Source organism: Amycolatopsis palatopharyngis (assembly GCF_003385185.1).
In the GTDB taxonomy this organism is placed as follows: domain Bacteria; phylum Actinomycetota; class Actinomycetes; order Mycobacteriales; family Pseudonocardiaceae; genus Amycolatopsis; species Amycolatopsis palatopharyngis.
In genome coordinates, this window is sequence record NZ_PQHZ01000072.1 from 1 (window position 1) to 24,372 (window position 24,372).

Annotated in this window: 18 protein-coding genes; 15 read left to right on the forward strand and 3 right to left on the reverse strand. The window is 63.1% G+C overall.

The genetic code is table 11. The features are described from left to right. From D0C15_RS34860 to D0C15_RS31155, 10 genes are all read left to right on the forward strand, one after another. Positions 1 to 249 (forward strand): hypothetical protein (locus D0C15_RS34860; protein ID WP_211323397.1); only part of this gene is annotated, 249 nt, incomplete at its 5' end. 269 nt (positions 250 to 518) lie between these two features. Beyond that, on the forward strand, positions 519 to 1,421 hold the full coding sequence (pqqB, locus tag D0C15_RS31115) for a pyrroloquinoline quinone biosynthesis protein PqqB (protein WP_116051651.1): 903 nt from the start codon (positions 519 to 521) through the stop codon (positions 1,419 to 1,421). Beyond that, on the forward strand, positions 1,418 to 2,110 hold the full coding sequence (pqqC, locus tag D0C15_RS31120) for a pyrroloquinoline-quinone synthase PqqC (protein ID WP_116051652.1): 693 nt from the start codon (positions 1,418 to 1,420) through the stop codon (positions 2,108 to 2,110). Before pqqB ends, pqqC begins: the two co-directional genes overlap by 4 nt. Further along, positions 2,110 to 2,388, forward strand: a complete 279-nt coding sequence (gene pqqD, locus D0C15_RS31125) for a pyrroloquinoline quinone biosynthesis peptide chaperone PqqD (RefSeq protein WP_245976442.1) — start codon at positions 2,110 to 2,112, stop codon at positions 2,386 to 2,388. Before pqqC ends, pqqD begins: the two co-directional genes overlap by 1 nt. Further along, positions 2,385 to 3,509: a pyrroloquinoline quinone biosynthesis protein PqqE gene (gene pqqE, locus D0C15_RS31130; protein ID WP_116051653.1), complete on the forward strand. Its 1,125-nt coding sequence runs from the start codon at positions 2,385 to 2,387 to the stop codon at positions 3,507 to 3,509. The genes pqqD and pqqE overlap by 4 nt, the downstream gene beginning before the upstream one ends. Before the next feature lie 3 nt (positions 3,510 to 3,512). Further along, the gene (gene pepN, locus D0C15_RS31135) at positions 3,513 to 6,065 is read left to right on the forward strand and encodes an aminopeptidase N (RefSeq protein WP_116051654.1); all 2,553 of its coding nucleotides are present in this window, start codon (positions 3,513 to 3,515) and stop codon (positions 6,063 to 6,065) included. 390 nt (positions 6,066 to 6,455) lie between these two features. Further along, positions 6,456 to 7,655 carry a LysR family transcriptional regulator gene (locus D0C15_RS31140; protein WP_245976444.1) on the forward strand — a complete coding sequence of 400 codons (1,200 nt, stop codon included), beginning with the start codon at positions 6,456 to 6,458 and terminating at the stop codon, positions 7,653 to 7,655. Positions 7,656 to 7,753: 98 nt separating this feature from the next. Continuing rightward, positions 7,754 to 8,731: a class I fructose-bisphosphate aldolase gene (locus tag D0C15_RS31145; protein WP_116051656.1), complete on the forward strand. Its 978-nt coding sequence runs from the start codon at positions 7,754 to 7,756 to the stop codon at positions 8,729 to 8,731. 101 nt (positions 8,732 to 8,832) lie between these two features. After that, the gene (gene glpX / locus D0C15_RS31150) at positions 8,833 to 9,834 is read left to right on the forward strand and encodes a class II fructose-bisphosphatase (protein WP_116051657.1); all 1,002 of its coding nucleotides are present in this window, start codon (positions 8,833 to 8,835) and stop codon (positions 9,832 to 9,834) included. A 142-nt stretch (positions 9,835 to 9,976) separates the two neighbouring features. After that, complete coding sequence (locus tag D0C15_RS31155; RefSeq protein ID WP_116051658.1) at positions 9,977 to 11,047, forward strand: HAD-IIA family hydrolase; 1,071 nt, start codon at positions 9,977 to 9,979, stop codon at positions 11,045 to 11,047. Positions 11,048 to 11,195: 148 nt separating this feature from the next. Here the strand turns inward: D0C15_RS31155 and D0C15_RS31160 are convergent, their stop codons facing one another. Next, positions 11,196 to 11,666 (reverse strand): ribose-5-phosphate isomerase, encoded by a 471-nt coding sequence (locus tag D0C15_RS31160; protein ID WP_116051659.1) that lies wholly within the window; start codon positions 11,664 to 11,666, stop codon positions 11,196 to 11,198. A gap of 1,204 nt (positions 11,667 to 12,870) precedes the next feature. On the opposite strand from D0C15_RS31160, the gene D0C15_RS31165 reads away from it, so the two are divergent. The 4 genes from D0C15_RS31165 to D0C15_RS31180 all read left to right on the forward strand — a co-directional run bounded on the left by D0C15_RS31165 (position 12,871) and on the right by D0C15_RS31180 (position 19,224). Continuing rightward, positions 12,871 to 13,974, forward strand: a complete 1,104-nt coding sequence (locus D0C15_RS31165; RefSeq protein ID WP_116051660.1) for a sodium:calcium antiporter — start codon at positions 12,871 to 12,873, stop codon at positions 13,972 to 13,974. A gap of 160 nt (positions 13,975 to 14,134) precedes the next feature. Beyond that, entirely contained in the window at positions 14,135 to 16,372 is a 2,238-nt protein-coding gene (gene katG / locus D0C15_RS31170; protein WP_116051661.1) for a catalase/peroxidase HPI, read from the forward strand. Positions 16,373 to 17,069: 697 nt separating this feature from the next. Beyond that, positions 17,070 to 17,525 (forward strand): MSMEG_3727 family PQQ-associated protein, encoded by a 456-nt coding sequence (locus D0C15_RS31175; RefSeq protein WP_116051662.1) that lies wholly within the window; start codon positions 17,070 to 17,072, stop codon positions 17,523 to 17,525. Between the two features lie 16 nt (positions 17,526 to 17,541). After that, on the forward strand, positions 17,542 to 19,224 hold the full coding sequence (locus D0C15_RS31180) for a PQQ-dependent dehydrogenase, methanol/ethanol family (RefSeq protein WP_116051663.1): 1,683 nt from the start codon (positions 17,542 to 17,544) through the stop codon (positions 19,222 to 19,224). 751 nt (positions 19,225 to 19,975) lie between these two features. On the opposite strand, the gene D0C15_RS31190 is transcribed toward D0C15_RS31180, so the two are convergent. Beyond that, positions 19,976 to 21,370: a DNA-binding protein gene (locus D0C15_RS31190; protein WP_116051665.1), complete on the reverse strand. Its 1,395-nt coding sequence runs from the start codon at positions 21,368 to 21,370 to the stop codon at positions 19,976 to 19,978. 753 nt (positions 21,371 to 22,123) lie between these two features. On the opposite strand from D0C15_RS31190, the gene D0C15_RS31195 reads away from it, so the two are divergent. Then, positions 22,124 to 23,575, forward strand: coding sequence for a DNA-binding protein (locus tag D0C15_RS31195; RefSeq protein ID WP_116051666.1), 1,452 nt, complete (start codon positions 22,124 to 22,126; stop codon positions 23,573 to 23,575). An 86-nt stretch (positions 23,576 to 23,661) separates the two neighbouring features. Here D0C15_RS31195 and rpe read toward each other — a convergent pair whose 3' ends face one another. Then, positions 23,662 to 24,342 (reverse strand): ribulose-phosphate 3-epimerase, encoded by a 681-nt coding sequence (gene rpe, locus D0C15_RS31200; protein ID WP_116051668.1) that lies wholly within the window; start codon positions 24,340 to 24,342, stop codon positions 23,662 to 23,664. Positions 24,343 to 24,372 lie beyond the last annotated feature (30 nt).

Here is a 24,372-nt window from a genome sequence, read left to right on the forward strand (position 1 = left end):
GTTTGCCGGTGGATCGCGTCCTGGGTCGAGCTGGAGCGGCACCCGCTCGCGTATCCCGTGGACGTCGGCATGTCCAACGTTTCGCGACCCCCGGTCATCGACTTCGCGCCACGCGACCGTGGTCGCCCCGGTCGGATAACCGCTGGTCAGAAGTCCTACGGCGAAGATGTGTGCCGAATCTTGGCAGGCAGATCACCGAAGTGGGCGTTGCGGCCCGCTCGTGACGGTGCGGCCGCCGTTCATCAGTGATTGGGGCCCGGTCGTTCATGACAGGTTGCCAGGCCCAGGGAGGACGAAGAAACTGTGGAAAGACAAGTCGAGTTCGGCGCGACGATAACCAATAATCGCCCTGGCTGAGCACACGACGGGCAACGATGTCTGTTGTTGCACGGCTGTTGCCAGCGGTGAAGTTTGAGGGAGGACACAATGATGTGGCAAGTGCGTGAGTTTGCGGTGGTCGAGGTGTGTCCTGAAGCCCGCGGCCACCTACGTCGACGTTAACGAATTGATTTCGCGCTGTGCTCATTCATTGCCTCGGAGCTGCGGCAGGCGGCGGTTATCCGCAGTGGAATTGTGCTTGCGCTGGATGCCGCAAGGCCCGCGCCAAGCCTGAAATCGGGACGACACACGCGGGAATTGCGGTTTCCGGGACCGGCGAGCAGTGGTTTCTTTTGAATGCCACGCCGGATGTCCATCATCAGATAGCGGCGGATCCCTCTTTGCATCCAGGTCCGGAAATTCGGACGACGCCGATTGCCGGTGTATTACTGACGGACGCCGAGTTCGATCACACGATCGGCTTGTTGATGCTGCGTGAGGAGTCGTCGCTGACGGTGTATGGGACGTTTCCCGTGCTGGAGGCGCTGGCCCTGTGGTTCCCGGTCCGGCAGTTGCTGAGCGACTACGCGGACTTCTCCTGGTCTCAGGTCGAAACCGGCACGCCGCTGGATCTGGACGATCGATTGCGCGTGACCGCCTTCAGGACCGGATCCAAGGCACCTCGCTACATAGGCCGTTCGCGGCTGCGCGACCAGTCGTCGGAGTGGGAGGTGGGCTTCCGCTTGGAGGACAAGGTGACCGGCGGGATCGCGGTGTACGCGCCGACGCTGCCCCAGTGGGACGAGAAGTTCGCCGAGCAGGTGGCGTCGGCTGACTGCGTCTTCTTGGACGGCACGTTCTGGACGGACGACGAAATGTCCAGCCAGGGTGCGGGAGGCCGGACCGGACGTTCCATGGGGCACATGCCTGTCAGCGGCGACGACGGTTCGGCCCGCAATCTGGCCGCGCTTCCGGCGAAGCGGAAGATTTACACGCACATCAACAACACTAACCCGATTCTCGACGAAGAGTCCAAGGAGCGGCGCTGGGTGACGGACTTGGGCATCGAGGTTGGTCGAGCCGGCTTGGAGGTGGAAGTATGAACGTTTGGTCTGCAGAGGAGTTCGAGGCGCACCTGCGGTCGATCGGAGAAAAGCGGTACCACCATCTGCACCCCTTCAACGAGCGGATGCACACGGGCTTGCTGACCGAGGAGGAGTTCCGGGGTTGGGTGCGGAATCGGTTCTATTACCAGGTGAACCTACCGGTCAAGGACGCGTTCATCCTGACCAAGCTGCCCGGCCGCGAGGATCGGCGGCAGTGGATTCAGCGCATAATCGACCATGACGGGCGAACGGGAGACGAAGGCGGTATCGAAAAGTGGGTACGCCTCGGCGAAGCTGTCGGCTTGACCCGCCGAGAACTGTTCGACAGCGACACGGTGCTGCCCGGAGTGCGGTTCGCCGTGGACGCCTACGTAGATTTTTGCCGCCGGAAGCCGTGGCTGGAATCCGTGGCGTCGGCACTGACCGAACTGTTCGCGCCAGATCTGCTCAGCCGACGGATTACCGACGTCCAGCAGCACTATCCATGGATCGCAACGGAAGGATTGGAGTACTTCCGGGCGCGACTTACCCAGCAGCCCAAGGACATTGCGCATCTGCTTGAACTGGTGATCAACCACGCGAAGTCCAGTGAACAGCAGGACGCGTGCGTACGAGCGCTGGAGTTCAAGTGTGATGTTCTCTGGAGCCTGCTGGACGCCGTGCAACTCGAGTACAGCAAGACTTGATGATGGACGAAACCGATCTTACGGCCATCCCCAGGTTGGCGACCAAGGCGATGCTCAGGCACGACAGCGTCCGAGACGTGGAGTTGCTTCTGTTGCCGGAGAGGGTAGTGCTCCTGAACAAGTCGGGGGCGACGATCTTGGCATTATGCGACGGCAGCCGGACCGTGCGGCAGGTGGTAGCCCAGCTTGAGCAAGATTTCGAGGCTGCCGATCTCGCGAACGACGTAATGACGTTCCTTCAGGATGCGCGCGGAAGGGGTTGGGTGGTGGTCACATGAACGGTACGCCGCAGCCGTACGGCCTACTCGCCGAAGTCACACACAAATGTCCGTTGCACTGCGTCTATTGCTCGAACCCGTTGGCGTTGCTCGATCGGCAGGACGAGCTCGCCACCGAAGATTGGTTACGGGTGATACGCGAGGCAGTCGGGCTCGGTGTCTTGCAGGTCCACTTTTCCGGCGGTGAACCCCTCGTCCGCGGGGATCTGGAGACGCTGGTCGCCGAGTGTCGTCGCCTCGGCCTGTACACGAACCTGATCACCAGCGGCCTCGGGCTCACCGAGAGCCGTGCGAGGTCGCTCGTTTCGGCGGGGCTCAACAGTGCCCAGCTGAGTATTCAGGGCGACGCCGCTGAGTCGACGAACCTGGTTGCGGCGAGCAAGCGATTTGACAAAAAAGAGGACGCTGCACGCATCATTCGCGAGGCCGGACTGCCATTGAACATGAATGTGGTTCTGCACCGGATGAACCTTGATCGTCTGGACGCGATCATCGACGTCTGTGTGGCTTGGGGCGCCGAGAGACTGGAGCTCGCAAACACCCAGTACTACGGCTGGGCTCTTCGCAACCGCGATCTACTGCTGCCGAGCAGGACCCAGCTGGATCAGGCTGTAGGCGTCTACGAACGCCGGAAGGCGGAGTTGGGGGAGCACATGGAGCTCCTCTGGATACTCCCGGACTACTACGAGCCCTACCCGAAGCCGTGCATGGGTGGATGGGCGCAGACTGCCCTGACCGTCGCCCCGGACGGCGTCGTGTATCCGTGTCCGGTGGCTGCGGAGATCACGACGATGAACTTCTCATCGGTTCGAGACCACGACCTCGCGTGGATCTGGTCGAAGTCCGAGGCATTCGAGGCATTCCGGGGAACGGAGTGGATGGCTGATCCGTGCCGGAGCTGCCCCCGAAAAGAGATGGATTTCGGCGGATGCCGGTGCCAGGCTTTCGCGTTGACCGGTGATGCGGCGCGCACCGATCCGGTATGTATGCACTCGCCCGACCACTCCTTGGTGCAAGACGCTCTCGTTCGTGCCAACCAGGAAGACGCCGTAGCAGGCGACGAAGTGCTCCGCGAGAAGCTGGTTTACCGACGCCCGTCCGCGTCGACACGGAGGGGCTAACGGATGCAGTTCGAAGGTCGTGTCGCGTCTGGAAACACGCTGACGGAGGACGAGGCGGCAGCGCGTTCGGCCGGGGTCTCCGACGTCCACTACGCGGTGGAACTCGACCTGACCGTAGGCGAGCGGAAGTTCGCGATGACCACTGTGGTCCGATTTCAGGCCAGTTCCGCGGCTTCGTTCGTCTTCCTCGACTTCGCGGGCAAGGTCGAGTCGGTCGAGTGCAATGGCGTTGAGCTGGGGCCGGACGCGCAATACGGGCCGCGAGTTCGGCTGGACGCGCAGCCCGGCGCGAACACGGTTCGAGTAGTCGGTTCCGCTTCGTACTCGCGAACGGGAGAAGGGCTGCACCGTTTTCGCGACCCGCTTGACGGGCAGGTCTACGTGCACACCAAGTTCGAACCTTTCGCGGCGCACACGGTGTATGCCTGTTTCGATCAGCCTGATCTGAAGGCAACGGTCGATCTGACCGTTACCGCTGACGCTCACTGGGTGGTGGTTGGCAACACCGACCACGAGGAGGTGCTGTCGCCCGAAGGCGACGAGCGTTCGACGTGGCGGTTCGAACGCACGCCACCGCTGCCGCCGTATTTGGTGGCCTTCGCCGCCGGCCCGTTCCGCCGACTCCGTTCCAACCACGACGGAGTCCCGATGGCGCTGTACGCGCGGAACTCGCTCTTCGAGGAGCTCGTCGACCAAGCGCCCGAGCTCTTCGATGTGATCAGCCGTGGCCTCGACTTCTACCGCCAGTTTTTTGACCTTCCGTACCCGTTCACCAAGTACGACCACGTTTTCGCACCCGAGTACGCGTTCGGCGGAATGGAACACCCGGGCTGTGTGACGCTCAATGAACGATTCTTGTTCCGGCATCGTGTCACAGAGGACTCGCGGCGAAGACGAGCCGAACTCTTGCTGCACGAGATGGCGCACATGTGGTTCGGCGACTACGTGACGATGCGGTGGTGGAACGACCTGTGGCTGAACGAAGCCTTCGCCACGATGATGTCGGTCGTCGCCCAGGCCGAAGCGACGCGGTACGGGGAAGGCTGGACCGCCTTTGCACACCACGCCCTGCCGATAGCTCGACATGCCGATCAGCTGCCTACCAGCCACGCGATCCGGGTAGAAACCGTCGACACCGACGCTGCGCGGTCGAACTTCGGCCCGATCGTGTACAGGAGGGGCGCAGCGGTGCTCCACGACCTCGCCGAGCGCGTCGGCTGGGAATCTTTCGTCGCTGGTGTGCGGACATATCTGCGCACGCACGCGTGGGGAAATGCCGACCTCGATGACTTTGTGGAGGCGCTGCGGCAGGTATCGAACGAAGATGTCGACCGGTGGGTAGACGAATGGCTGCTGCGCCGTGGTGTCAACACAGTCGAGGTGTCTCGCCATGTGAGTGGTGATCGGGTGGTGCAGCGTCCCGATCTGGATGTTTCGCCGCGCCACTTGAAACTGCGAATCGCTGCGTTCGATGACCACGATGGCGAGTTGGTGCTGCGGCAACGCGCGAACGTGTCGCTCAGTCCCCGCGGGTGCGAAGCCGACCTCGCCATGTTCGGCAGCCCGAGCGCGGACCTGCTGGTGCCCAATGATGATGCGGTGAGTCACGTAAAAGTCAGGCTGGATACACGATCTCGACGAACGGCCTTGCGCAGCCTGTCCGTATTGGATGACCGACGAGCGCGAGCAGTCGTCTGGGGGGCGTTGTGGGACGACGTGCTCGACGCGCGCTTGCCCGCGCGGAGCTATGCATCGGCCGTTCTCAAGCATGGAACGCTGGAGAGCGATGTCGGTGTCCTGGAAGCGCTGTTGGAGCGCGCGGTGCGGGCGGTGCAGGTTTACGGGGACCCGTTGAACAGTCGTCGAATGCTCGCAGTTCTGGCGCACCAGGTTGGCGAGCAGTTGGCCGCCGCCGCATTGGGTAGCGATCGTCAGCTGGTTCTTGCCCGCACCCTCGTAAGTGTCGTCCAGACCGATGGCCACGGTCTGCTGAGCGAAATAGTACGTGGACGGTCGCCCTGGGCAGAACTGGAAGTAGACCGAGACCTGCGGTGGCGGGGATTGCTCCGCCTCGCGTCGACCGGAGGCGACATCGACGGGCTTCTGGACGCCGCGATGAAAGCCGATCCGGGCGACAGCGGCCGCCGGAACACCTTGACGGCAGAAGCCGCGCGTCCCACCAGTGCCGCCAAGGAAGAAGCGTGGACGCGGTTGTTCAGCGATGGCTTCTCGCTTGCCGAACGGAAGGCCGTCATGGCGGGGCTGCGGCAACCGGGGCAAGAGGCGTTGCTTACTCCGTACGCGGACCGCTACGTGCGGGCGCTGGATAGCATGGCAGAAGCCGCCGAGTCCGAGCCCGAGTTCGCGTTGGCGTTCGCTCGCGCGCTCTATCCCCATTTCACCAACGTTGAGCAAGGCGTGCTGGCGGGTTCGGATGACCTGCTGGAGAACAAGCTGCTATCCGAGAATGTGCTGAAGGTCGTCGCAGAGGAGCGAACAGAGCTCGTCATCATGCGGGCAGCACGAGCGTGCGATGCGGCGCACGGCACGCCCTGACCGAAAGCTCGGTGGTCCAGACAGTGGATGGCGCAGGGCTCTGGCGTCTCGTGCACGCCAAGGCATCGCGCCAGCAGGCGTCCGGTTGCCGGCACCGGTTAACCGTGGCGACGACGAGAAATAAGACGGCACGTTGCCTCGATCTCTGCAGTTTGGGCCTTCGCCGCAGGCTGTCATCGATGCTTCAGAATTGCGGCATTTCAAGCCGAACGAATGGCAGAAAATCGATAATGAACGGTGCGGTTGTTGCCACGAAGGGAGAAGGGCGAGCACCTCGACTGGCAGCCGTCTCCGTGCTGGACTTCCCGGCTGTGTGCAGGTCAAGCCATTGACCGAGGCGGTCACGATGTCTGACCGATGTCCGATTCCGAAACTGCCGTAGGTAGCCCTGTGGACACCGTTCATGCGCGCGTGGCGCGCGTTCGTGTCCAACAGATTGACCACGCGTACAAGGTCCAGGCAGTCTTGTTACGCACCGCGAGTCGCCGGTGTAGCCGGCAACTGCTTTCCGGCACCCTTCGCAAGCCGGGCATTCTGACCGCACGTAACAGCTTAACGTCGTATGGAGCGAGAGGTGAAATCGTGGTTCTTCCGTCAAAGATGCCTCAGCTCGCCGACCTTGATTTGCTGCTGTCTGTCGAGAGCTACGGCAGCGTAGGAAAGGCTGCGCAGGCGCACAGTCTTTCCCAGCCGGCCGCCAGTATCCGGATTAGCGCGATGGAACGTCGTCTTGGTCTTCGGCTGCTGGAGCGCTCTTCTGCCGGTTCGAAGCTCACCGAGGAAGGAGAGATGCTGGCGAAGTACGCCCGTAATGTGATGATTGCTGCGCGGGAGTTACTGGAGTTCGGATCCGGATCCCAGTCGTCCGGTACGAAGCGGCTACGGGTTGCGGGCAGCCCGGCAATCTCCGAGCACTTGATCCCTGAATGGTTGAACCGTTCCGGGTTCTCGTTCGGCGAGGCATGTGTGGAGGTGCATACCGGCAGCGTCGACACGCTCCGCCAACTGATCCGTGCGAGCCATGTCGATCTCGCGTTCATCGATGGCTGGTGCCAGGCCGGAACTCAAGTGCAGAAGCAATTCGGTGATGACATGGCTACCCGGTACATCTGCGACGACAAGCTGGCCGTGGTGGTCGGCTCGAAGCACCCGTGGGCCAGGAGATCGAGTCCCTTGACGATACGGGAGCTAGTATCCGCTCAACTTGTCCTGCGTGAGCGAGGGTCAGGACTCCGGGAGTTCACGGATGATCTACTGGGAACGGGACGCGCTCCGAGAAGCTACGTTGAGTTTCCCTCCAGTGCTGCGATCAAGCAAGCAGTCGCGACAAGCCAGCGGGCGACGGTACTCAATATCTCCACCGTGAGGTCCGAACTCGCGGAAGGTCGGCTGAAGCTAGTGGCCGTCGACCAGGAAATGCCGGCAAAGCCAATTTATGCGGCTTGGAGCGGACATCGGAGCCTCCCGGAGTATGCGAAAGAACTGGTCGAGATTGCCGCGACAAAGGGAAGTCTGATGCCAGTCTTCTTGCCAGAGCAGAAAATTAATAGCAGTCGGCTTGCGGAGGTGAAGACCGCCACAACAACATAGTACTACGGTCTACGTCTGTTGAGTCGATGACCTGATTTTCAAAGCAGTCGCGAACATGCCACACCGTCAGGTGTCGAGCGCAGGAGGATTAACGATCGATGTCAGCCCTGAATAAGATCGCACGCACACTCGTTTCCAATAAACGCGGTATCCTTGCTGCCGATGAGAGTATCGGCACGATGTCCTCCCGACTGGAAAAGGTGGGGGTCGAGCCAACCGAGGAAAACCGCCGAGTCTACCGGGAGTTGATTGTCACGACTCCTCGGCTCTCGGAATCGACCAGTGGAATCATTCTCGCGGACGAGACGTTCCATCAGAAACTGAACAACGGGAGCACGTTCCCGGAGTTTCTCGACGATCTCGGTATTCTCGCCGGAATCAAGGTTGACACCGGAGCAAAGCCGCTAGCGGGAGCGTCGGACGAGAAGATCACCGAGGGTCTCGACGGGCTGCGCGAACGAGTGGCGGACTACGTGCGACTCGGCGCGACGTTCGCCAAATGGCGCGCGGTCATCACGATTGGCGACAATCTTCCGTCGGATCGTGCAGTGCGAGCGAATGTGCACGCGTTGGCGCGGTATGCCGGCCTCTGCCAGGAGGGGGGCCTGGTGCCCATCGTGGAACCTGAGGTGCTGATGGACGGTGCCCACTCGCTGGCGCAATGCCAGCAGGTGACGACTTCCGTGCTGGAGTCGTTGTTCGAGGAACTCGATCTGATGCAGGTGCAACTCGATGGCATCGTCCTCAAGCCCAACATGGTGGTTGCCGGGGCCGGCAGTCTGGAGCGTCCCGCGGTGACAGACGTCGCCCGGGCCACAGTGGACACGCTGCGGGCGACTGTGCCGGTGACCGTACCTGGCATCGCCTTCCTTTCCGGTGGGCAAAGTCCGGAACTAGCGACACAGCATCTCGGAGCCATGCAGAGTCTCGACCCGCTTCCCTGGGAGCTCACGTTCTCATTCGGACGGGCACTGGTCGGTCCGGCTCTGGAGACCTGGCGTGGCGACGAGGGCAAGCGGATTGCTGCCCAGAAGGCGCTCTCCGAGCGAGTCATCGCGAACTCGGCCGCCCGCTGAGCGCTCGACCCTCAAGCAGCGGCCGGACCGGCTGCGTGGGTTGCCGGTCCGGCCGTTTCGCGCGGTCTCCTGCCATCGCTCGTTCGAGGAGATTGATTTCGATGACAACTCAGGAATGGGACGCCCCTGGGGGTCCCGTCCTCGCCGGGATCCGGGAACCCGATCACACTCTTGCTCTTGAACTCGTGCGGATCACCGAAGCCGCGGCGATCGCGGCCGGGAGGTGGGTCGGACACGGCGACAAGAACAACGGCAAGGCCGCCGCCATCGATGCGATGCACGACCTCATCAAGTCAGTGTCGGTACGCGGAGTTGTGGTCATCGGTGAGGGTGACAAGCGAGACACGCCTGTCCTTTTCAACGGCGAGGACGTCGGCGATGGGGACGGGCCGGTGTGCGACGTCGGAATCAGCGCCGGCGACGGGGCCCTTTCGCTGGTCGGGGATGTGCCCTACTCGATCTCGGCGATCGCGGTAGCCGAGCGCGGTGCGATGTACAGGCCGGCGTCGATTCATTACATGGACAAGCTCGCAGTCGGCCCGGACTGCGTCGACGTCGTAGACATCAATCGCCCGGTAGCAGAGAATCTGCGAGCGGTTGCCAAGGCCAAGGACGTTCGGGTGCCGGATGTCGTCGTTGCCGTTCTCAACCGGCCCCGGCACCGGGAGCTCGTGCACGAGATCCGAGATGCAGGTGCGCGGGTCCATCTGTTAGAGGGAGGCGACGTCGCGGGTGCCATTGCCGCGGCGCGTTCGGAGAGCCCGGTGGACATGCTGCTGGGCGCAGGGGGAGCAGGGGAGGGAGTCATTGCCGCGGCTGCCCTGTCCTGCCTGGGTGGGTCGTTGCAGGCCCGGCTACGGCCCAAAGACTCCGAGAACGGCGAGAAGAAGCCCGATACCGGCCACGACTTCGACAAGGTTCTCTACACCGACGACCTGGTACGCGGAGAAGATGTCTTGTTCTGCGCCACCGGGGTGACTGGCAACGAGTTGCTGCGCGGTGTACAGCAACACTCGGGTTACACTTCTACACAGTCTATCGTGATGTGTTCGAAGCCGGACACCCTGCGGATTGTCAGATCCGAACACCGGCACGCCAAGTAGTGCGAGCACCTCGGAATTGATTTCTGAGGAAAGAGAACGGTTGGTCCTCCGTACTTCTTGCAGGAAGCCGAGTACCGACCTTTGCGGGCGATGGCGCGGCTGCCGAAAATCGCAAACGTACTCAAGAGGAGCGCCGATTCGCATGACAGGTGAGATCACCACGACATCCGTCCGGGGCGAGCCCCTCATCACGCGCTACCGCGGACTGATCTGTGATCTCGACGGTGTGGTTTACCGCGGCGCGACTGCCGTTCCCCACGCAGTGGAGACCTTGAACCAGGTGACGGCGCACGGGTTACCCGTCGTGTTCGCGACGAACAACGCATCCCGCCCTCCCGAGGATGTGGGCGACCACCTCCGCGGGCTGGGCGTCGCACAGCAGGGCTGGTCGGTGGTCAACAGCTCTCAAGCGGCCGCGGCACACCTGGCGACGTTTCTGGCTCCGGGAGCGCGCGTGTGTGCGGTGGGAGGGCCGGGCGTCGCTCACGCATTGACCGAAGCCGGGTTGAACTCGGTCCGCGTCGCGGATCTGGACGGCACACCGGTCGAGGCAGTTGTTCAGGGATTGGGCTTCGACGTCACCTGGCGCGAGCTCGCGGCAGTTGGCCACCTCGTCGAAGCTGGAGCCATCTGGGTGGCCACGAATGTCGACCTCACGTTGCCCACACCCCACGGTCGAGCGCCTGGGAACGGCGCGTTGGTCGCGTTGGTGCAGACAGCGACCAGCGCATCGCCACACGTGGTTGGCAAGCCACAAGCCGCCTTGTTTGATGTGGCCCGGTCCCGGCTCGGTACCGATCAGCTGGACACCCTGGTGTGCGGGGACCTGTTGGGCACCGACATCGAGGGCGCCAACTCGGCCGGCCTGGACTCGCTCTTCGTCCTGAGCGGGTCCTCCCGGCTCCGGGACTTGGCATTGGCCGAGCAGTCCGCGCGTCCGACCTATGTCGCCGCCGACCTGAGTGGACTGCTCGCGCCCGGACTGCCCCTGCACACCACCTCGCCCGAGTACCTTGTCGAACTCGGGCCGGACGCCGTACCCCGCATGCCGAGTGCCGGCGACAGCGGCAAACTGCTGCAGTCCGTCGTCACGACGGCATGGGCCGCGCGCGACAACGGTCGCGCGATATCCGACGACGCCGGCCTGTGGGGAGAGATCGAACGACAGCTCGGGCTCGGCCAGCCGGATGAAAGCACGCGATTGACTCGGTGATCACTAGCCGGTCGATCTCGTGCTGCAGGTCCTTCAGGACCGTGACGACCGACTCCGTGCCGTGTTCCTCGCCTACGCGCTCGCGGTGGCCATCGAGAAAGTCGAGGACCACCGCGGGAGCAACCGGCGAGCAACACGGCACGGACGATCAATTTCCTGGCAGAGCGGGCGGCTCACCGGAGCGCTCGTAGTTTGACAGCAGATCGATCCTGCGCTGGTGGCGGCCGCCCTCGAACTCGGTGGTGAGGAACGCGTCCACAATACGCTCGGCCTCCTCGACCGTGTGCATCCGCGCGCCGATGCCGGCCAGCAGTGCGTTGTTGTGCTGACGGGCGAGCCGGGCGGTGTCCACGTTCCAGGTCAGTGCGGCGCGGGCGCCGCGTACCTTGTTCGCGGCGATTTGTTCCCCGTTCCCGGAGCCGCCGATGACGACACCGAGGCTGCCCTTGTCGACGACGACGCGCCGCGCCGCCTCGATGCAGAATGGTGGATAGTCGTCATCCGCGTCGTAGGCGGCGGGACCGACATCGATCACCTCGTGGCCGAGGTCGGAGAGCCTTTTGACAAAGTGGTTCTTGAGTTCGAGTCCGGCGTGATCGGAGCCAAGGTAGATTCGCACGTTGCTATTCTAATCCGACAGCCATGGATTTGTGGGCCGGAATTCGGTCGGCCGACATTAAAAAGTCTTATAGGTCGGGAGAACCTGGCTGTGGATCGAGCCCGAGAAGGCAATGCCATGAAGGTGCCCGACAACCGGGGCGGGGTTGACAAAGCCGTCTGGTACCAAGGGCCCACACCAGCTCGTCGAGGGCCATGGCTGCCCTTGGGTTCGCTGGTGCCAGCCGGCCGCCGATGTTTCCTACCACGGGTGGGGTGCCGGCCCGCCGGGGCCTGGACGACTCCGTAGGCAACAAAGGCCGCTCGTCCACGTTCTTCGGGAAGCTTGGGCCGCCGCAAGATCACTGCTGTGGTCGCGAACGCGCCTACCAGCGAGGCCGCCTACCAGCGAGGCCGCCGAGCAGCGCTGGGTGCCTCGCCCTCGTCATTGCCCTCGTCTCCTGCGCGATTGTAGGCTAGTTCTGTAGCATGTCCAGGGACACCGGCCTCGTGATCGAACGCTGTGTCCAGCGTTCGCAGGTCGTTGAGGGTGACCTCTGCCGGTCCGTGCAGTTGCCCAGCTCGAGTTGACCTCTCGTGCCACCTCTTCGGTCGGCGTTGAGGACCTGTCGACGTGCCGCGAGTCGCCGGTGAGCATCCTCCCCGCTCGTAGGCTTCGGGACGCCGTTCGGCACCAGTTACCGACCACTGGTGCAAGGTCAGTTGCGACAACTGTGTTAAATCGCAGATGGTCGTTCGTGACCGCGAGATTTCGTGAGGTTGTCCTCGAAATTACGCGGATCACGAATGCCCGCTCTTCACCCAGTTATAGGGTCAGCCAACAGTAGGAGGAAATATGAAGTGGGAAACTCCGGAATACACAGTGGTCGAGGTGTGCGCTGAGGCCACCGGCTACTTCTACCGGGGCTGACTGGGTCTCGCGGCCCGTGTTGCGCAATCTCTTGTAGTCGCGGCAGATGGCTAGGCCTGCGACGGGACTACGTCTGCGTTGGCGCAAGGCCCCCGGATCTGTACCTCGATCGCACAGGGGCCTTGCGTCACTCGCTGGAAGTGTATTCAGCCGCGTAGATACCAGCGGGGCTCGATTTCGACGAGCGGACGGCGTGAGCCGTCGAGAAGCCAGCACTGATATGCACCCTACGTAAGTGCCGTGTCCTTCTTAATGGCGGCGCGACAGTTCGAGTCGGTCGAGAGGGAGACTCCCTATGGCATCAATATTAGTTTTCATCGCTGGGGCGGCTCTGTTGATATACAGTGCCGAAAAGCTGGTCGGCTACCTCGTTGGAGTCGCAAGCGGCCTCAGAGTTTCTGTATTTTTGCTTGCTATCGTCTTCACGGGTATTGAATTCGACGATATTTTTCTTGGCAGTGTACTTAACCTCGAAGACCTCGACGGCGTCGCGCTTGGTATCGTGTTCGGGACCGCGCTCTCGCTTCCTGGAATCGTGCTCGCGCTTGCTGCCATCCTCAAGCCTATCGACATAAACATCCCGCGAAATTACGTCGTTATTTTTGCGGTAGCGCCGCTCGTGATGGTCGTGTTCACGCTGATGGCACCACTCAACGCTGTTCACGGAGTAATACTTCTTGGGCTGTTCGTGCTGTTCCTTGCGTACGTCGCTGTGCGGGAGACTAGGGGCGAAGTTCCGGTCTTTCGGGACGTTGAGATGCAAGAGACATTTGCAGCCGCCCAAAAGGCCAGGGGCGGAACGTCAGTCCTTACGGAGGCGAAGCCCGGCGTTAACACGCCCGAATCGGACATCGGAAACGGATTTTCGAGCGAGGGGAAGGATCAGCATTTCCCCGAACACGCACTCTTCGTACAAGCACGCGAGTTTTCCAGTTGGGCCGGAATAGGATTAGCGGTTCTCGCGCTCGCCGGTATTATTGTCGGTGCTGCCGTTACTGGCATTGGAATTGAAGGTATACTGGAAGCCTATGGGCTTGAGGGCACCATCTTTGGTGCTACCATCCTAACCGTCGTATTGACGATCGAAGATATATTCCTGACTGTGCAGCCTGTCCGCAAAGGCTCGCCAGAGATCGGAATCGGAAACATTATTGGGAGCGTCGTATTCTCGGTAACGGGAAAACTTGGCTTCATTCTCCTGGCAGGCGGTCTCGTAGTGGGTCCGAACGTGCTGTCGTGGCATCTGCCAACGCTCCTGGCTCTGACCTGGCTCGCCGCTTACTTCCTCTCCACGGGTCGACTGAAGCGAGGGCACGGTTACACGCTCCTCAGTCTCTACATTGTCTACTGGGTCGTCAGTTTCGTCGGGTTCGGGACCGTTCCTGTTGAGATGGACTGACGGCGTCCCCATAGCGACTGTTTCGTGAGGTCGAGCACCCGCGACAAGGGCGAATCGTACTGCTCACGGGCGGCCGGAAGAACATGTTGGTGCCGGTCTACCAGGGTGATGCGCCCAGGCGCTCGATATCTCAGGCTCGTCAGCACCTGGAAGGACACCGATGCCCGAGAATCCCGATACCCACGTCTACCGCACCTACGACCAGGTCTTGGGCGGGACGAAGCTTGCTCGGCGGCGGAATGATCCGACGGTGGGCGGCGACGCCAACGATTGGTGGCCGCACCGGGTCGACTTGAAGGCATTGCGCCGGAATCAACCCGAAGGCAACCCGCTGGGCGCGGACTTCGACTACGCCGAGCAGTTCAAGACGGTGGACCTCGAGGAACTGGCGCGCGACATCGACGAGGTGCTGACGACCTCGCAGGACTGGTGGCCCGCCGACTTCGGTCACTACGGCCCCCTTGTGCTGCGGATGGCCTGGCATGCTGCGGGTACCTACCGCGTCTTCGACGGCCGAGGCGGCGCTAGTGCCGGAATGCAACGGTTCGCCCCGTTGAACAGCTGGCCGGACAACCGAAACCTGGACAAGGCGCGCCGGTTGCTTTGGCCGGTGAAACAGAAGTACGGGTGCAGGGTCTCCTGGGCGGACCTGATGGTCTTCGCGGGCAACAGGGCACTGGAGTCGATGGGTTTCAAGACTTTCGGGTTCGGCGGCGGTCGTACCGACGTGTGGGAGCCCGACGAGACGTACTGGGGTCCGGAGGGCAAGTGGTTGGCCGAGGATCGGTACAGGGGTCTGCGCGAGCTCGATGAGCCCCTGGCGGCCAGCGAGATGGGGCTGATCTACGTCGATCCGCAGGGCCCGGCCACCAACCCCGACCCGGTGCTCGCGGCCCGCGACATCCGGGAGACGTTCAAGCGGATGGGGCTGGGCGACGAGGAAACGGTGGCGCTCATCGCGGGCGGACACACCTTCGGCAAGACCCACGGCCCGGCGGACCCGAACGTGACCGGCTGCCCCGAGCCCGAGGGAGCACCGCTCACCGCGCAGGGCCTGGGCTGGCTCGGCGGGTACGGCACCGGCAGCGCGGGGGACACGGTCACCAGCGGGCTGGAGGGGATGTGGACGCGCACGCCCGTCGAGTGGGACCACACGTTCTTCGAAACGCTGTATGAGTACAAATGGGACGTCGAGCTCAGCCCGGCCGGCCTGTGGCAGTGGATTCCGAGCGACGGCCAGGGCGAGGGCACCGTGCCGGACCCCTTTGATCCGGACACGAAACACCACCCGGTCATGCTCACCACCGACCTGTCGTTGCAGGAGGACCGGCGCTACGACGCGATCTCGCGGCGGTTCCTGGAGCACCCGGACCAGTTCGAAGACGCGTTCGCACGGGCCTGGTTCAAGCTGACTCACATCGACATGGGCCCGATCCAGCGCTACCTGGGGCCGCTCGTCCCGGCCGAACGGCTGATCTGGCAAGACCCGGTGCCCGAGCTGGACCACGAACTCGTGGATACCGACGACGTCGCCGCCCTCAAGCGCGAGGTTCTCGAATCGGATCTGACGGTCGCGCAGCTCGTCTCCACGGCATGGGCGTCGGCTTCGACGTATCGCGACAGCGACAAGCGCGGTGGGGCCAACGGGGCGCGGATCCGGTTCGAACCGCAGCGCGGCTGGCCGGTCAACGAACCCGAGCAGCTGGACGTCGTCCTGTCCGCGCTGGAGGCGATCCAGAAGCGATTCAACGCCTCTCAGCAGGGGGACAAGCGGATCTCGATGGCCGACTTGATCGTGCTCGGCGGTTGTGCGGCGGTGGAACACGCCGCGGCGGCCGGTGGCCACGAGGTGGACGTTCCGTTCCGCCCCGGCCGCACCGATGCGACCCAGGAATGGACCGACGTCGAGTCGTTCGGCGCGCTGAAGCCGGTCGCGGACGGCTTCCGGAACTATCTGGGCAACGGCTTCCGGATGCCGCCGGAGCATCTGCTGGTCGACCGGGCGAATCTGCTGACCTTGAGTGCGCCCGAGATGACCGTGCTGATCGGCGGGCTGCGGGTGCTCGGAGCCAACCACAGGCGTTCCCCGATGGGTGCGTTGACCTCGGCGCCAGGATCGTTGACGAACGAATTCTTCGTCAACCTGCTGGATATGAGGACAGCGTGGGCACCGAGGCAGGGCGGCGACATCTGGACGGCGATCTACGAGGGCCGCGATCGAGCTACCGGCGAGGTGAAGTGGACCGCGAGCCGGGTCGACCTCCTCTTCGGTTCGAACTCCGAACTGAGGGCGCTCTCTGAGGTCTATGCGAGCGAGGACGCGGGCGAGAAGTTTGTCCGGGACTTCGTTTCCACGTGGGTTAAGGTCATGGAACTCGACCGTTTCGACCTACACTGACCCTGCCCGTTTCCAGGCCGGCTTGGCCTGGAAACGGCCCGCTCGCAATATTGGGGTCCAAAGCCCCGTTGGGTAAAGCAATCGAGCGGTCGCTAATGGACGCGAAGCCTGCGACTAAACGTGTTCCTCCGTGGCCGGCCGCGTATTTCCGCCGCGGAAATTGTGCCTTGGTGATCGGTTGTATCAGAAACCATGCGCTGACTCATCTCGCACCGTGGTTCCGGTGAAGAACGCCGGCAACTCGCCGACCGCGAACTCCACCGTCGATCTCACTTGCGAGCCAAAAACCGTGTCACGGTCGCAAAGTCGCGCAGCTTGCGCACCCTTCCCAGCCATGTCTAAGCCGGGAACAAAGCCGGCCCGAACTCGTGTCGGCCCTTTGTGGAACTGCCGCTTCAGCCACCCGTCAGGCGCACGGTTGACGAACGGTACCTCTTGCCGGGGGAACGGCGGGGTCGGGCGGGTTGGTGGCGATGTATTTCGGAACGGCCTGCCCGGGTGTAGCGTTCAATCTCGTTACACGATAAGAAATCAGTGCTCGGGTCGCGGGACGTGGCTTGACGCGCTACCGGACACACATCAACACCGTAAATTCTGCGTCGCGTCAAGCTCGACTTGTGGCGTGGTGTTTGAGAGAGCATGTGTTCCGCGAAATCTGTCAGAATGATCATTTTTGCTGACGAGGAGGTGAAGTCCGATGACGATTGTTCAGGAACGAGAGGATCTCCTGGCCGAGCTCGGCGGACAGAACAGAGCAACGATCGGTGCCGTGCTCGGGACCGGCTCAATCGCCAAGGCAACCGAGCGGGCGGACGGGACGATGGAAGCGACCATCCGGATCCCGGAGGACGCGATGGCGTGGGAGCCGGGCGTCCTGATCCTGCCGCACGGCGGCAAGGTCGAGCTGACGATCATCAATGACGACAAGAACACCCATGCCTGCCTGCTGCCCAGTAATGGCGACAAGCAGTTCATCGGTCTGTTGAACCACTCGAAGGGCAGCGCGACACTCGAACTGGACGGTCCCGGCTGCTACTGGTACGGCTCGCCGGCCGGCAACGACGAGGGCAGGGGGCTGACCGCCGCCATCGTCGTGACCGGCGAAGTGCCGCCAGAGGCCAAGCTCGACCGACCCGCCCAGCCGCGGCCGTAGAAGGGGAGAACCAACCATGACCCTCGAATACGTCGACGCCGGCGAGGCGTTCGACCACAGTCGGCTTTCCAACCTGCCGCACAGTGCTCCGGACGTAACGCGCGGCATCAACTACGAGCGCATCCTCCAGGCGCGCAGCGAATCGCAGAACTGGATCACGTACTACGGCGACTACGACGGCAAGCGGCACAGCCTGCTCGACCAGATCAACGCCGAGAACGTCAAGGACCTGAAGGTCGCCTGGATCCACCAGGCGAGCTCGACCGGTCTGATCGCTTCCACCTCGACCTACGCGTTCGAGGCCTGCCCATTGGTCGTGGACGGCATCATGTTCGTCACCGGCTGGGACGGCCAGATCTGGGCGCTCGACGCGAAGACCGGCAACCAGCTGTGGCGCTACAAGCACGCGGTCCCCTTCGACGTGACGCTGTGCTGCGCCAACGTCAACCGCGGCTGTGCGGTGGCCAACGGCAAGGTCTACATGGTGACCCAGAACGCCCAGCTGCTGGCGCTCGACGCCACGAATGGCCGGAAGATCTGGCAGAAGACCATCGGTGACGTGCGGGCGGGCGAGAGCGCGTCGATCGCTCCGCTGGTCATCAAGGACACGCTCATCACCGGTTCCGCCGGTGGCGAGTACGGCGTCCGCGGCCACATCGACTGCTGGGACCTGGAGACCGGCGAGCAGCGCTGGCGCACCTACACCGTGCCGAAGCCGGGTGAGCCCGGCTCGGAGACCTGGCCCGCAGACGGTGAGGCCTGGCAGCGTGGTGGCGCGAACCACTGGGTCACCGGAACCTACGACCCCGAGCTGAACCTCTACTACGCGGGCACCGGGAACCCGGCTCCCGACTTCGACGGCGAGGTGCGGCCGGGGGACAACCTCTACACCGACAGCGTGGTCGCGGTGGACGTCGACACCGGTGAGATCAAGTGGCACTACCAGTTCACGCCGCACGACCTGTGGGACTACGACTCCACCATGGAGATGACCCTGTTCGAGCGGGACGGCAAGAAGCTGATGGCCCACTTCGACAAGAACGGGTACATGTTCGTCCTTGACCGCACCAACGGCGAGCTGCAGCACGTCACGCCGTTCGTCGACCGGATCGACTGGGGCGTCATCACCCGCGATGGCAAGGTGACCCCGCGGAAGTACCCGGACAAGGAAGGCGAGCCCTGCCACTTCTTCCCCGGGCCTGCCGGTGCGAAGGAATGGACTCACGCGTCGTACAACCCGGAGCACGATCTGTTCTACGTTCCGGTGGCCGACGTGGGCGCCACTGCCACTCGACGTCGTCGCGAGTTCAAGGAGGGCATGCCCTACTGGGGTGCCGCCGTCGAGGTCGACATCGACAACATGGCCGGGTCGGTCAGCGCGTTCGACTCCCACGGTGAAGAGAAGTGGCGCTACCGGCTCAACAACATGCCGATGGCCGCCTCGACCCTCAGCACCGCGGGGAACGTGGTGTTCGCGGGCACACCCGAGGGCGAGTTCTTGGCGCTGCACGCCGAGACTGGAGAAAAGCTCTGGAGTTTCCAGTGCGGCAGTGGTCACCACAGCAGCCCGAGTACCTACACCATCGATGGCAAGCAGTACATCACGGTGCCGGTCGGCTGGGGTGGCTGGCTCGAAGGCATTGTCCCCGGCATGTCCGGTCAGGGTCACGGCGCCGCGGTGATCACGTTCTCCCTGTGATCGGGAAGTTCGCTGACGTGGTAATGACGCGAGACCCGAGGTAACGCCCTGGCGGTGTCCTTTCCACCCGCCCGGTGATCGAGTCGTCCTGGCGATGTCTCGATCACCGGGCGGGTGCTTTCGCGCTGGGCAGCGGAGATCGGGGCTACGCCAAGATTCCCCGTGGTCTCGCCGATGGTGGGTATTTCAACTCCCACCCTGGTACCTTTTTCAGCGGCACCATGGTCATGTGAAGATCGCGACGGAAACAAAAGGTGAATTGATGAGCCAGTCATCGGTGCCCCGGCAGGACAAGGAACTTGAGGGTCTGTCGTGCCTGTACTGCGCGGAGGCCTACGGACCAGACGATCTCGCGTGGCACACCGAACCGGTGCACTGCGGGCCCTGTATCACGTGTGTCGACAAGCCCGCATGCTTCAGCTGCCGTCTCATGTATTGCGTTTGCGACGTGCACAGGTATCGAGGCTGAAGAGCCCTACGGACTTGTGATGGTCGTTGGCCGGGGCATGGACGCACTGTCGCGTCGGCGCCAATGGGTCTTGCCGAAGGTGTGCCTGCCGGTGCCACGATGTGGGACAACGAGCATGTCCGAGGCCTGCGAGGTCGTTAGGATCTCGTCCGCATCATGTGCCAAGACGTCTAGGTCGACGGTCTGGATTGCAGCCGGTAATCGAAATCCCTCAGCAAGGGGATTGACCGCGGAGTGATCCTTCACCATATGGAAAATATTTTCGGGCCTCGACGAGTGCCGTCAAATCTCCAGCGCCCGGCGCACAACTGGAGTGTTCCGCCGGGAAACCGGCACCATTGTTTCCGCCTGGTCATCCATGACCAGTAACAACTCGCCTTTGAACCGACGCTCGACCTCCCGGATACGGCTGAGGTTCACCACGTACTGGCGGTGCACCCGCAGGAAACCGGAATCACTCAGCTCGGTTTCGAGCTTGTCAAGGCCCGGTGAAGCGGATCGCAACCGTCCTTGATCAGTGGACAGCCACACGTCGTTGCCGTCCGACTGCGCGAACGAGACTTCGGGGAGCCGCAGCAGTACCATGCGATTCTCGCGCGTCGCAACCATCCGGTGCGGCTGCGCCCGAAGCGGGCTGTCCCCACCCGTCCTTGGTAGCGGATCCCCTTCGGACACACCGAATGAGACAAGGTTGCCGATCAGGTGCCCGGACAAGAACACCGGCCGGAAGCTGATCGACGTAGGTTCATTGGCAAGCCGGGTGAAGATCTGCGTCGAGCCGACCCAGTCGGGATTGCGCCTCGCCTGCTTGGCGGAATATTTTGCGGCCCGGATGAATTCCGGCAGTTCCGGCCTCCACCGCACCGCGGGATCGGGCGCGGGCGTGGAGCCCGGGATACCGAGGAGCACGCCCGCCGTGTCGTCGGCGAGTACTACCCGGCCCGCGGAATCCACGGCAGCGAGCGCCGCGCTCGAGCGCGACCTGGCGTGGTTGAAGGCGGCCATCAGTTCGGTGCCGTCATCCTGGGCGCGCCGTCGCAGGATGCGCTGCGTCATCGTGGCGGCGTTGCTGAGCCAAGCTCCGACAGCTCCGGGAAGCTCGCTGCGCCAGCACGAAACGTTGAGCACCGCGATCGATTCCCTGGTCACCACGTCCCGTACCGCCACACCGGCGCAGGACCAGTCGTGGAAGGCCTGGCACCAGTGCTCGGCACCGCGGATCAACACCGGGGCGTAGGACATCAGCGCTGTACCCATGCCGTTCGTCCCGGTGGCGCCCTCGGACCAGCAGAACCACGGCGCCAAATTGGCCTGGGCGGCGACCGTGCGCGTGGCCTGGTCTCCCCATTGGGCCAGGACGCGGCCGGAGGCGTCGGTGATGGTCACGATGCCGCCGAGGGCGCTGACTTCGCGTGCCAACGAGGCGGCGCGGAACCCGAGCTCGGCGATGACGACATCGTGCTCCAGCGCATGGTCGACTTCAGCGACGGCTACCGGGGCTTCGGTAAGATGGGGGTCCACCCCGTACTGGTCCCGGCACCGGTGCCAGGAAATCGCTATCTCGGGTCGCACGCCACGGAGGTCGTCCTCGCCCCGCATGAACCGCTCCCACGCCTCGTACACCGTTGCCTCGCCACCGCTGTGAGAGGTCGAGTCGAGCCAGCGTCCTTGTGCCATATAAGACCGCCTTTGGTCTGTCGCCAACCTCGACGGCGCGCTACCGCGCGGGCCGATGACCGCTCGTATGTTGCCTGATGTACCGGGCCTGGCCGCGTCGCTTGGCCACCGACGCAAGCTAATCTGTTCCTTGATTTGAGGGCAAGCAGGGTGGGATGACTGCGGCCGAACGACATACGAACGGTCGTGAATCGACGACTATCGGCGCTCTTCCGCCCACCAGCGGTCAGCATGCTTTCACCCCGGCGACCGTGGATCGCGTGGATGGCCAAAGCCATCGGAGCCTCCTGCCCGCTGGTGTCCAGCGGTCGTGCTCGTGGACCTCCTCGAGCGCGTCAACGAACCGGCCGGCACCAGGGGCGAACCGGTGCAGCTCGATGCGGCAGGACCTCTTGGATGCGTGGCTTCCAGCATGGACGGCTTGACGAAGTTGACTGATTGTCGGAAGATGTTTCGGCGATCCGGCGATCCGGCGAGTTCTGATAGACCGAGACGAATCCTGACCAAGGAATTCAATCGATCTTGTAATGCTTGAACATGATCATTGCGATGATCGTCATCTGTTTTGGCGACGAACTGTGCTGATAGCACTGGCCTTTCGGTGTCAATAAGCCAATGGTGTATTCCTGAGCCCGTTGGCTGCACGGGGAGGGTATGACTTGAATGCTGCGCTCAGCACGGGTTACTGTGTAATGTCCGTCACTGCCCGGTGGTAGCAAGAGCTCCGGTGCACAAAGGGACAAGGAGGTCGCAATGACCGGGAAAGTGCCGCCGCTGGCGATCGCGTCGGGTCTGCCCAGCGGAACTGACCGCGTGGCGGATGACTCTCTCGTTGCCACCTCATCGGCGAGAGAAGTAGCTCGTGCATGGGAAAGCTTTGCCGGCGGCGAGGACATCGAAACGGGCATCCGGCCTGAGATCCTGGCTTCGTGGTACCGATGCCGAGATCGGTACGATGTAGACAGGACATTGGACGTCGCACCGGGGGCGCGGGGCGAGGACGTCCAGCGGCTCGACAACGGCGTGATCTTTACTACGCTCGGCGGTCTCGGTGCGTTGGCTGGTCAGGAAGTAGAACGGGATGGTGCCGTCGTCACCGTTACTGACGGAGATGGGCGCGTCCTTGGGGCGTGGGGCGACCCCACCGCGCAGCGGCGGGCTGAGCTGCACAACCTTGCTCCGTGGTCGTCGTGGTCGGAGCAGTGCACCGGCACGAACGGGATGGGAACCTCACTCGAGGTGGCTGGCCCGGTGACTGTGACGGGGCCGGAGCACTGGTGTGAAGCCTTCCACCGGTGGGCATGCGCGGGTATTTCCATACGCGACGTGGTGACCGGCTCGCCGGTCGCGTCGATCAACATCTCGCGATGGAACGCGTCGCTGTCCGATTTGGTGCCGTCGTGGCTGACGAAAGCAGCCGCCTGCGTCGAACAGGAAATTTACCGGCGCGCTATCTATGAGGCGGATAAGGTAATCTCTGAGTTCAACAAGAAGTGCGCCCACTTCAGTGGCCCATTTATAGCGATGGACCGTGGTGGGAATGTGGTAGCCGCGAATGAAGCAGCTGTCTCGCTTCTCGGGTGCACGGACGAAAACCTGACTTTCGCGGGTGCGATCGAACCGGCGAAGCGTTGGCTCCCGGATATTTCCGGACTTCCTGAGGTGGTGCGGTGGGCCAGAAAACGCGCGCAGGGGTCCGTACAGTGGAGTGGCTACGCGTATCTACCAGTAAGCCCGGGGGAGCACGCCACTCCGTTAACCATGCTGCCCGTCGTCGACTCGAACTACGTTGTGGGCATGCTGTGCGCATTCGGACTGCAAGAGGGTGAACCTTACGAGCCCAATCCAGAAGCGGCGGTTAGTTCGCTACCTCCGCGCATTGTCGGAATGCGTAACGATCGGCTGGTCCTGCTCGCTCCGTCGGAGATCCGCTATGCAGAGGCTGACCGGAACATCGTTTGGTTGGTCACGGAACGAGGAAGGATCCAAGCTGCGACCCGCGGCCTGGACAATGTCGAGCGGTCGCTGGCGCCCTATGGGTTTAGTCGAGTGCATCGACGTTTCCTGGTAAACCTTCGCCGGGTCGCAGAACTGGAGCGGGGAATCAAGAGTGAGCTTTTTCTGATCATGGATTCTCGTTCCCATGAGTCTGTACCCGTTTCGCGGCGGCACGCCCCGGAACTCCGGCGAATACTCGGCGTGTGAGCGTAGCGGTTTGGTCGGATTCTACCGAATGCTGAATTGAGGTAGAATCCGACCAAAGCGAACGAAATCAGGCTGCTGGGCGAGAATCACCGCTCGGTGCGCGCGGACATGGCTTCCACCTGGCTGCGCAGCCCATGCACGGCCTGTGCCGGATCCTTGGCCGCGTAGACAGCCGAGCCGGCCACGAAGCAGTCGACACCGGCCTCGGCCGCCTGTTCGATCGTGTCGGCGTTGATACCGCCGTCGATCTCCACTACGAGGTTGAGGTGGCCGGTGTCGACCATGGTCCGGGCCTTGCGCACCTTGTCGAGGACCTCGACGATGAATTTCTGGCCGCCGAAACCGGGCTCCACGGACATCACCAGCAGGGTGTCGTAGTGTTTGAGCACGTCGACGTAGGGTTCCAGGGGCGTGTTGGGCTTGATCGCCAGCCCCGCCTTCGAGCCCGCGGCCCGCAGGTCCTTCGCAAGCATGACCGGATCGTTGGCGGCCTCGGCGTGCACCGTGACGTTGTAGGAACCCGCTTCCGCGTAATCGGTCGCCCAGCGATCCGGGTTTTCGATCATCAGGTGGCAATCCAGCGGTAGGTCAGTGGTTGCCAGCAGCGACTGTACGACCGGCAGGCCCAGGGTCAGGTTCGGCACGAAATGCGCGTCCATGACATCCACGTGCAGCCAATCCGCTCCATGGCCTGGCTGTCCTTGCACGGCAGCCACCTCGTCGGCGAGCCGTGCGAAGTCGGCGGAGAGGATGGACGGGGCGATCAATGGCTGGTTCGACACAACGCCAAGCGTAAA

What these genes read in the sequence shown, in the direction of transcription:
- pqqC (WP_116051652.1), top strand. Translation starts at nt 1,418, where the DNA reads ATGAACGTTTGGTCTGCAGAGGAGTTCGAGGCGCACCTGCGGTCGATC.
- pqqD (WP_245976442.1), top strand. Translation starts at nt 2,110, where the DNA reads ATGATGGACGAAACCGATCTTACGGCCATCCCCAGGTTGGCGACCAAG.
- pqqE (WP_116051653.1), top strand. Translation starts at nt 2,385, where the DNA reads ATGAACGGTACGCCGCAGCCGTACGGCCTACTCGCCGAAGTCACACAC.
- pepN (WP_116051654.1), top strand. Translation starts at nt 3,513, where the DNA reads ATGCAGTTCGAAGGTCGTGTCGCGTCTGGAAACACGCTGACGGAGGAC.
- D0C15_RS31145 (WP_116051656.1), top strand. Translation starts at nt 7,754, where the DNA reads ATGTCAGCCCTGAATAAGATCGCACGCACACTCGTTTCCAATAAACGC.
- glpX (WP_116051657.1), top strand. Translation starts at nt 8,833, where the DNA reads ATGACAACTCAGGAATGGGACGCCCCTGGGGGTCCCGTCCTCGCCGGG.
- D0C15_RS31155 (WP_116051658.1), top strand. Translation starts at nt 9,977, where the DNA reads ATGACAGGTGAGATCACCACGACATCCGTCCGGGGCGAGCCCCTCATC.
- D0C15_RS31165 (WP_116051660.1), top strand. Translation starts at nt 12,871, where the DNA reads ATGGCATCAATATTAGTTTTCATCGCTGGGGCGGCTCTGTTGATATAC.
- katG (WP_116051661.1), top strand. Translation starts at nt 14,135, where the DNA reads ATGCCCGAGAATCCCGATACCCACGTCTACCGCACCTACGACCAGGTC.
- D0C15_RS31175 (WP_116051662.1), top strand. Translation starts at nt 17,070, where the DNA reads ATGACGATTGTTCAGGAACGAGAGGATCTCCTGGCCGAGCTCGGCGGA.
- D0C15_RS31180 (WP_116051663.1), top strand. Translation starts at nt 17,542, where the DNA reads ATGACCCTCGAATACGTCGACGCCGGCGAGGCGTTCGACCACAGTCGG.
- D0C15_RS31190 (WP_116051665.1), bottom strand. Translation starts at nt 21,370, where the DNA reads ATGGCACAAGGACGCTGGCTCGACTCGACCTCTCACAGCGGTGGCGAG.
- D0C15_RS31195 (WP_116051666.1), top strand. Translation starts at nt 22,124, where the DNA reads ATGACCGGGAAAGTGCCGCCGCTGGCGATCGCGTCGGGTCTGCCCAGC.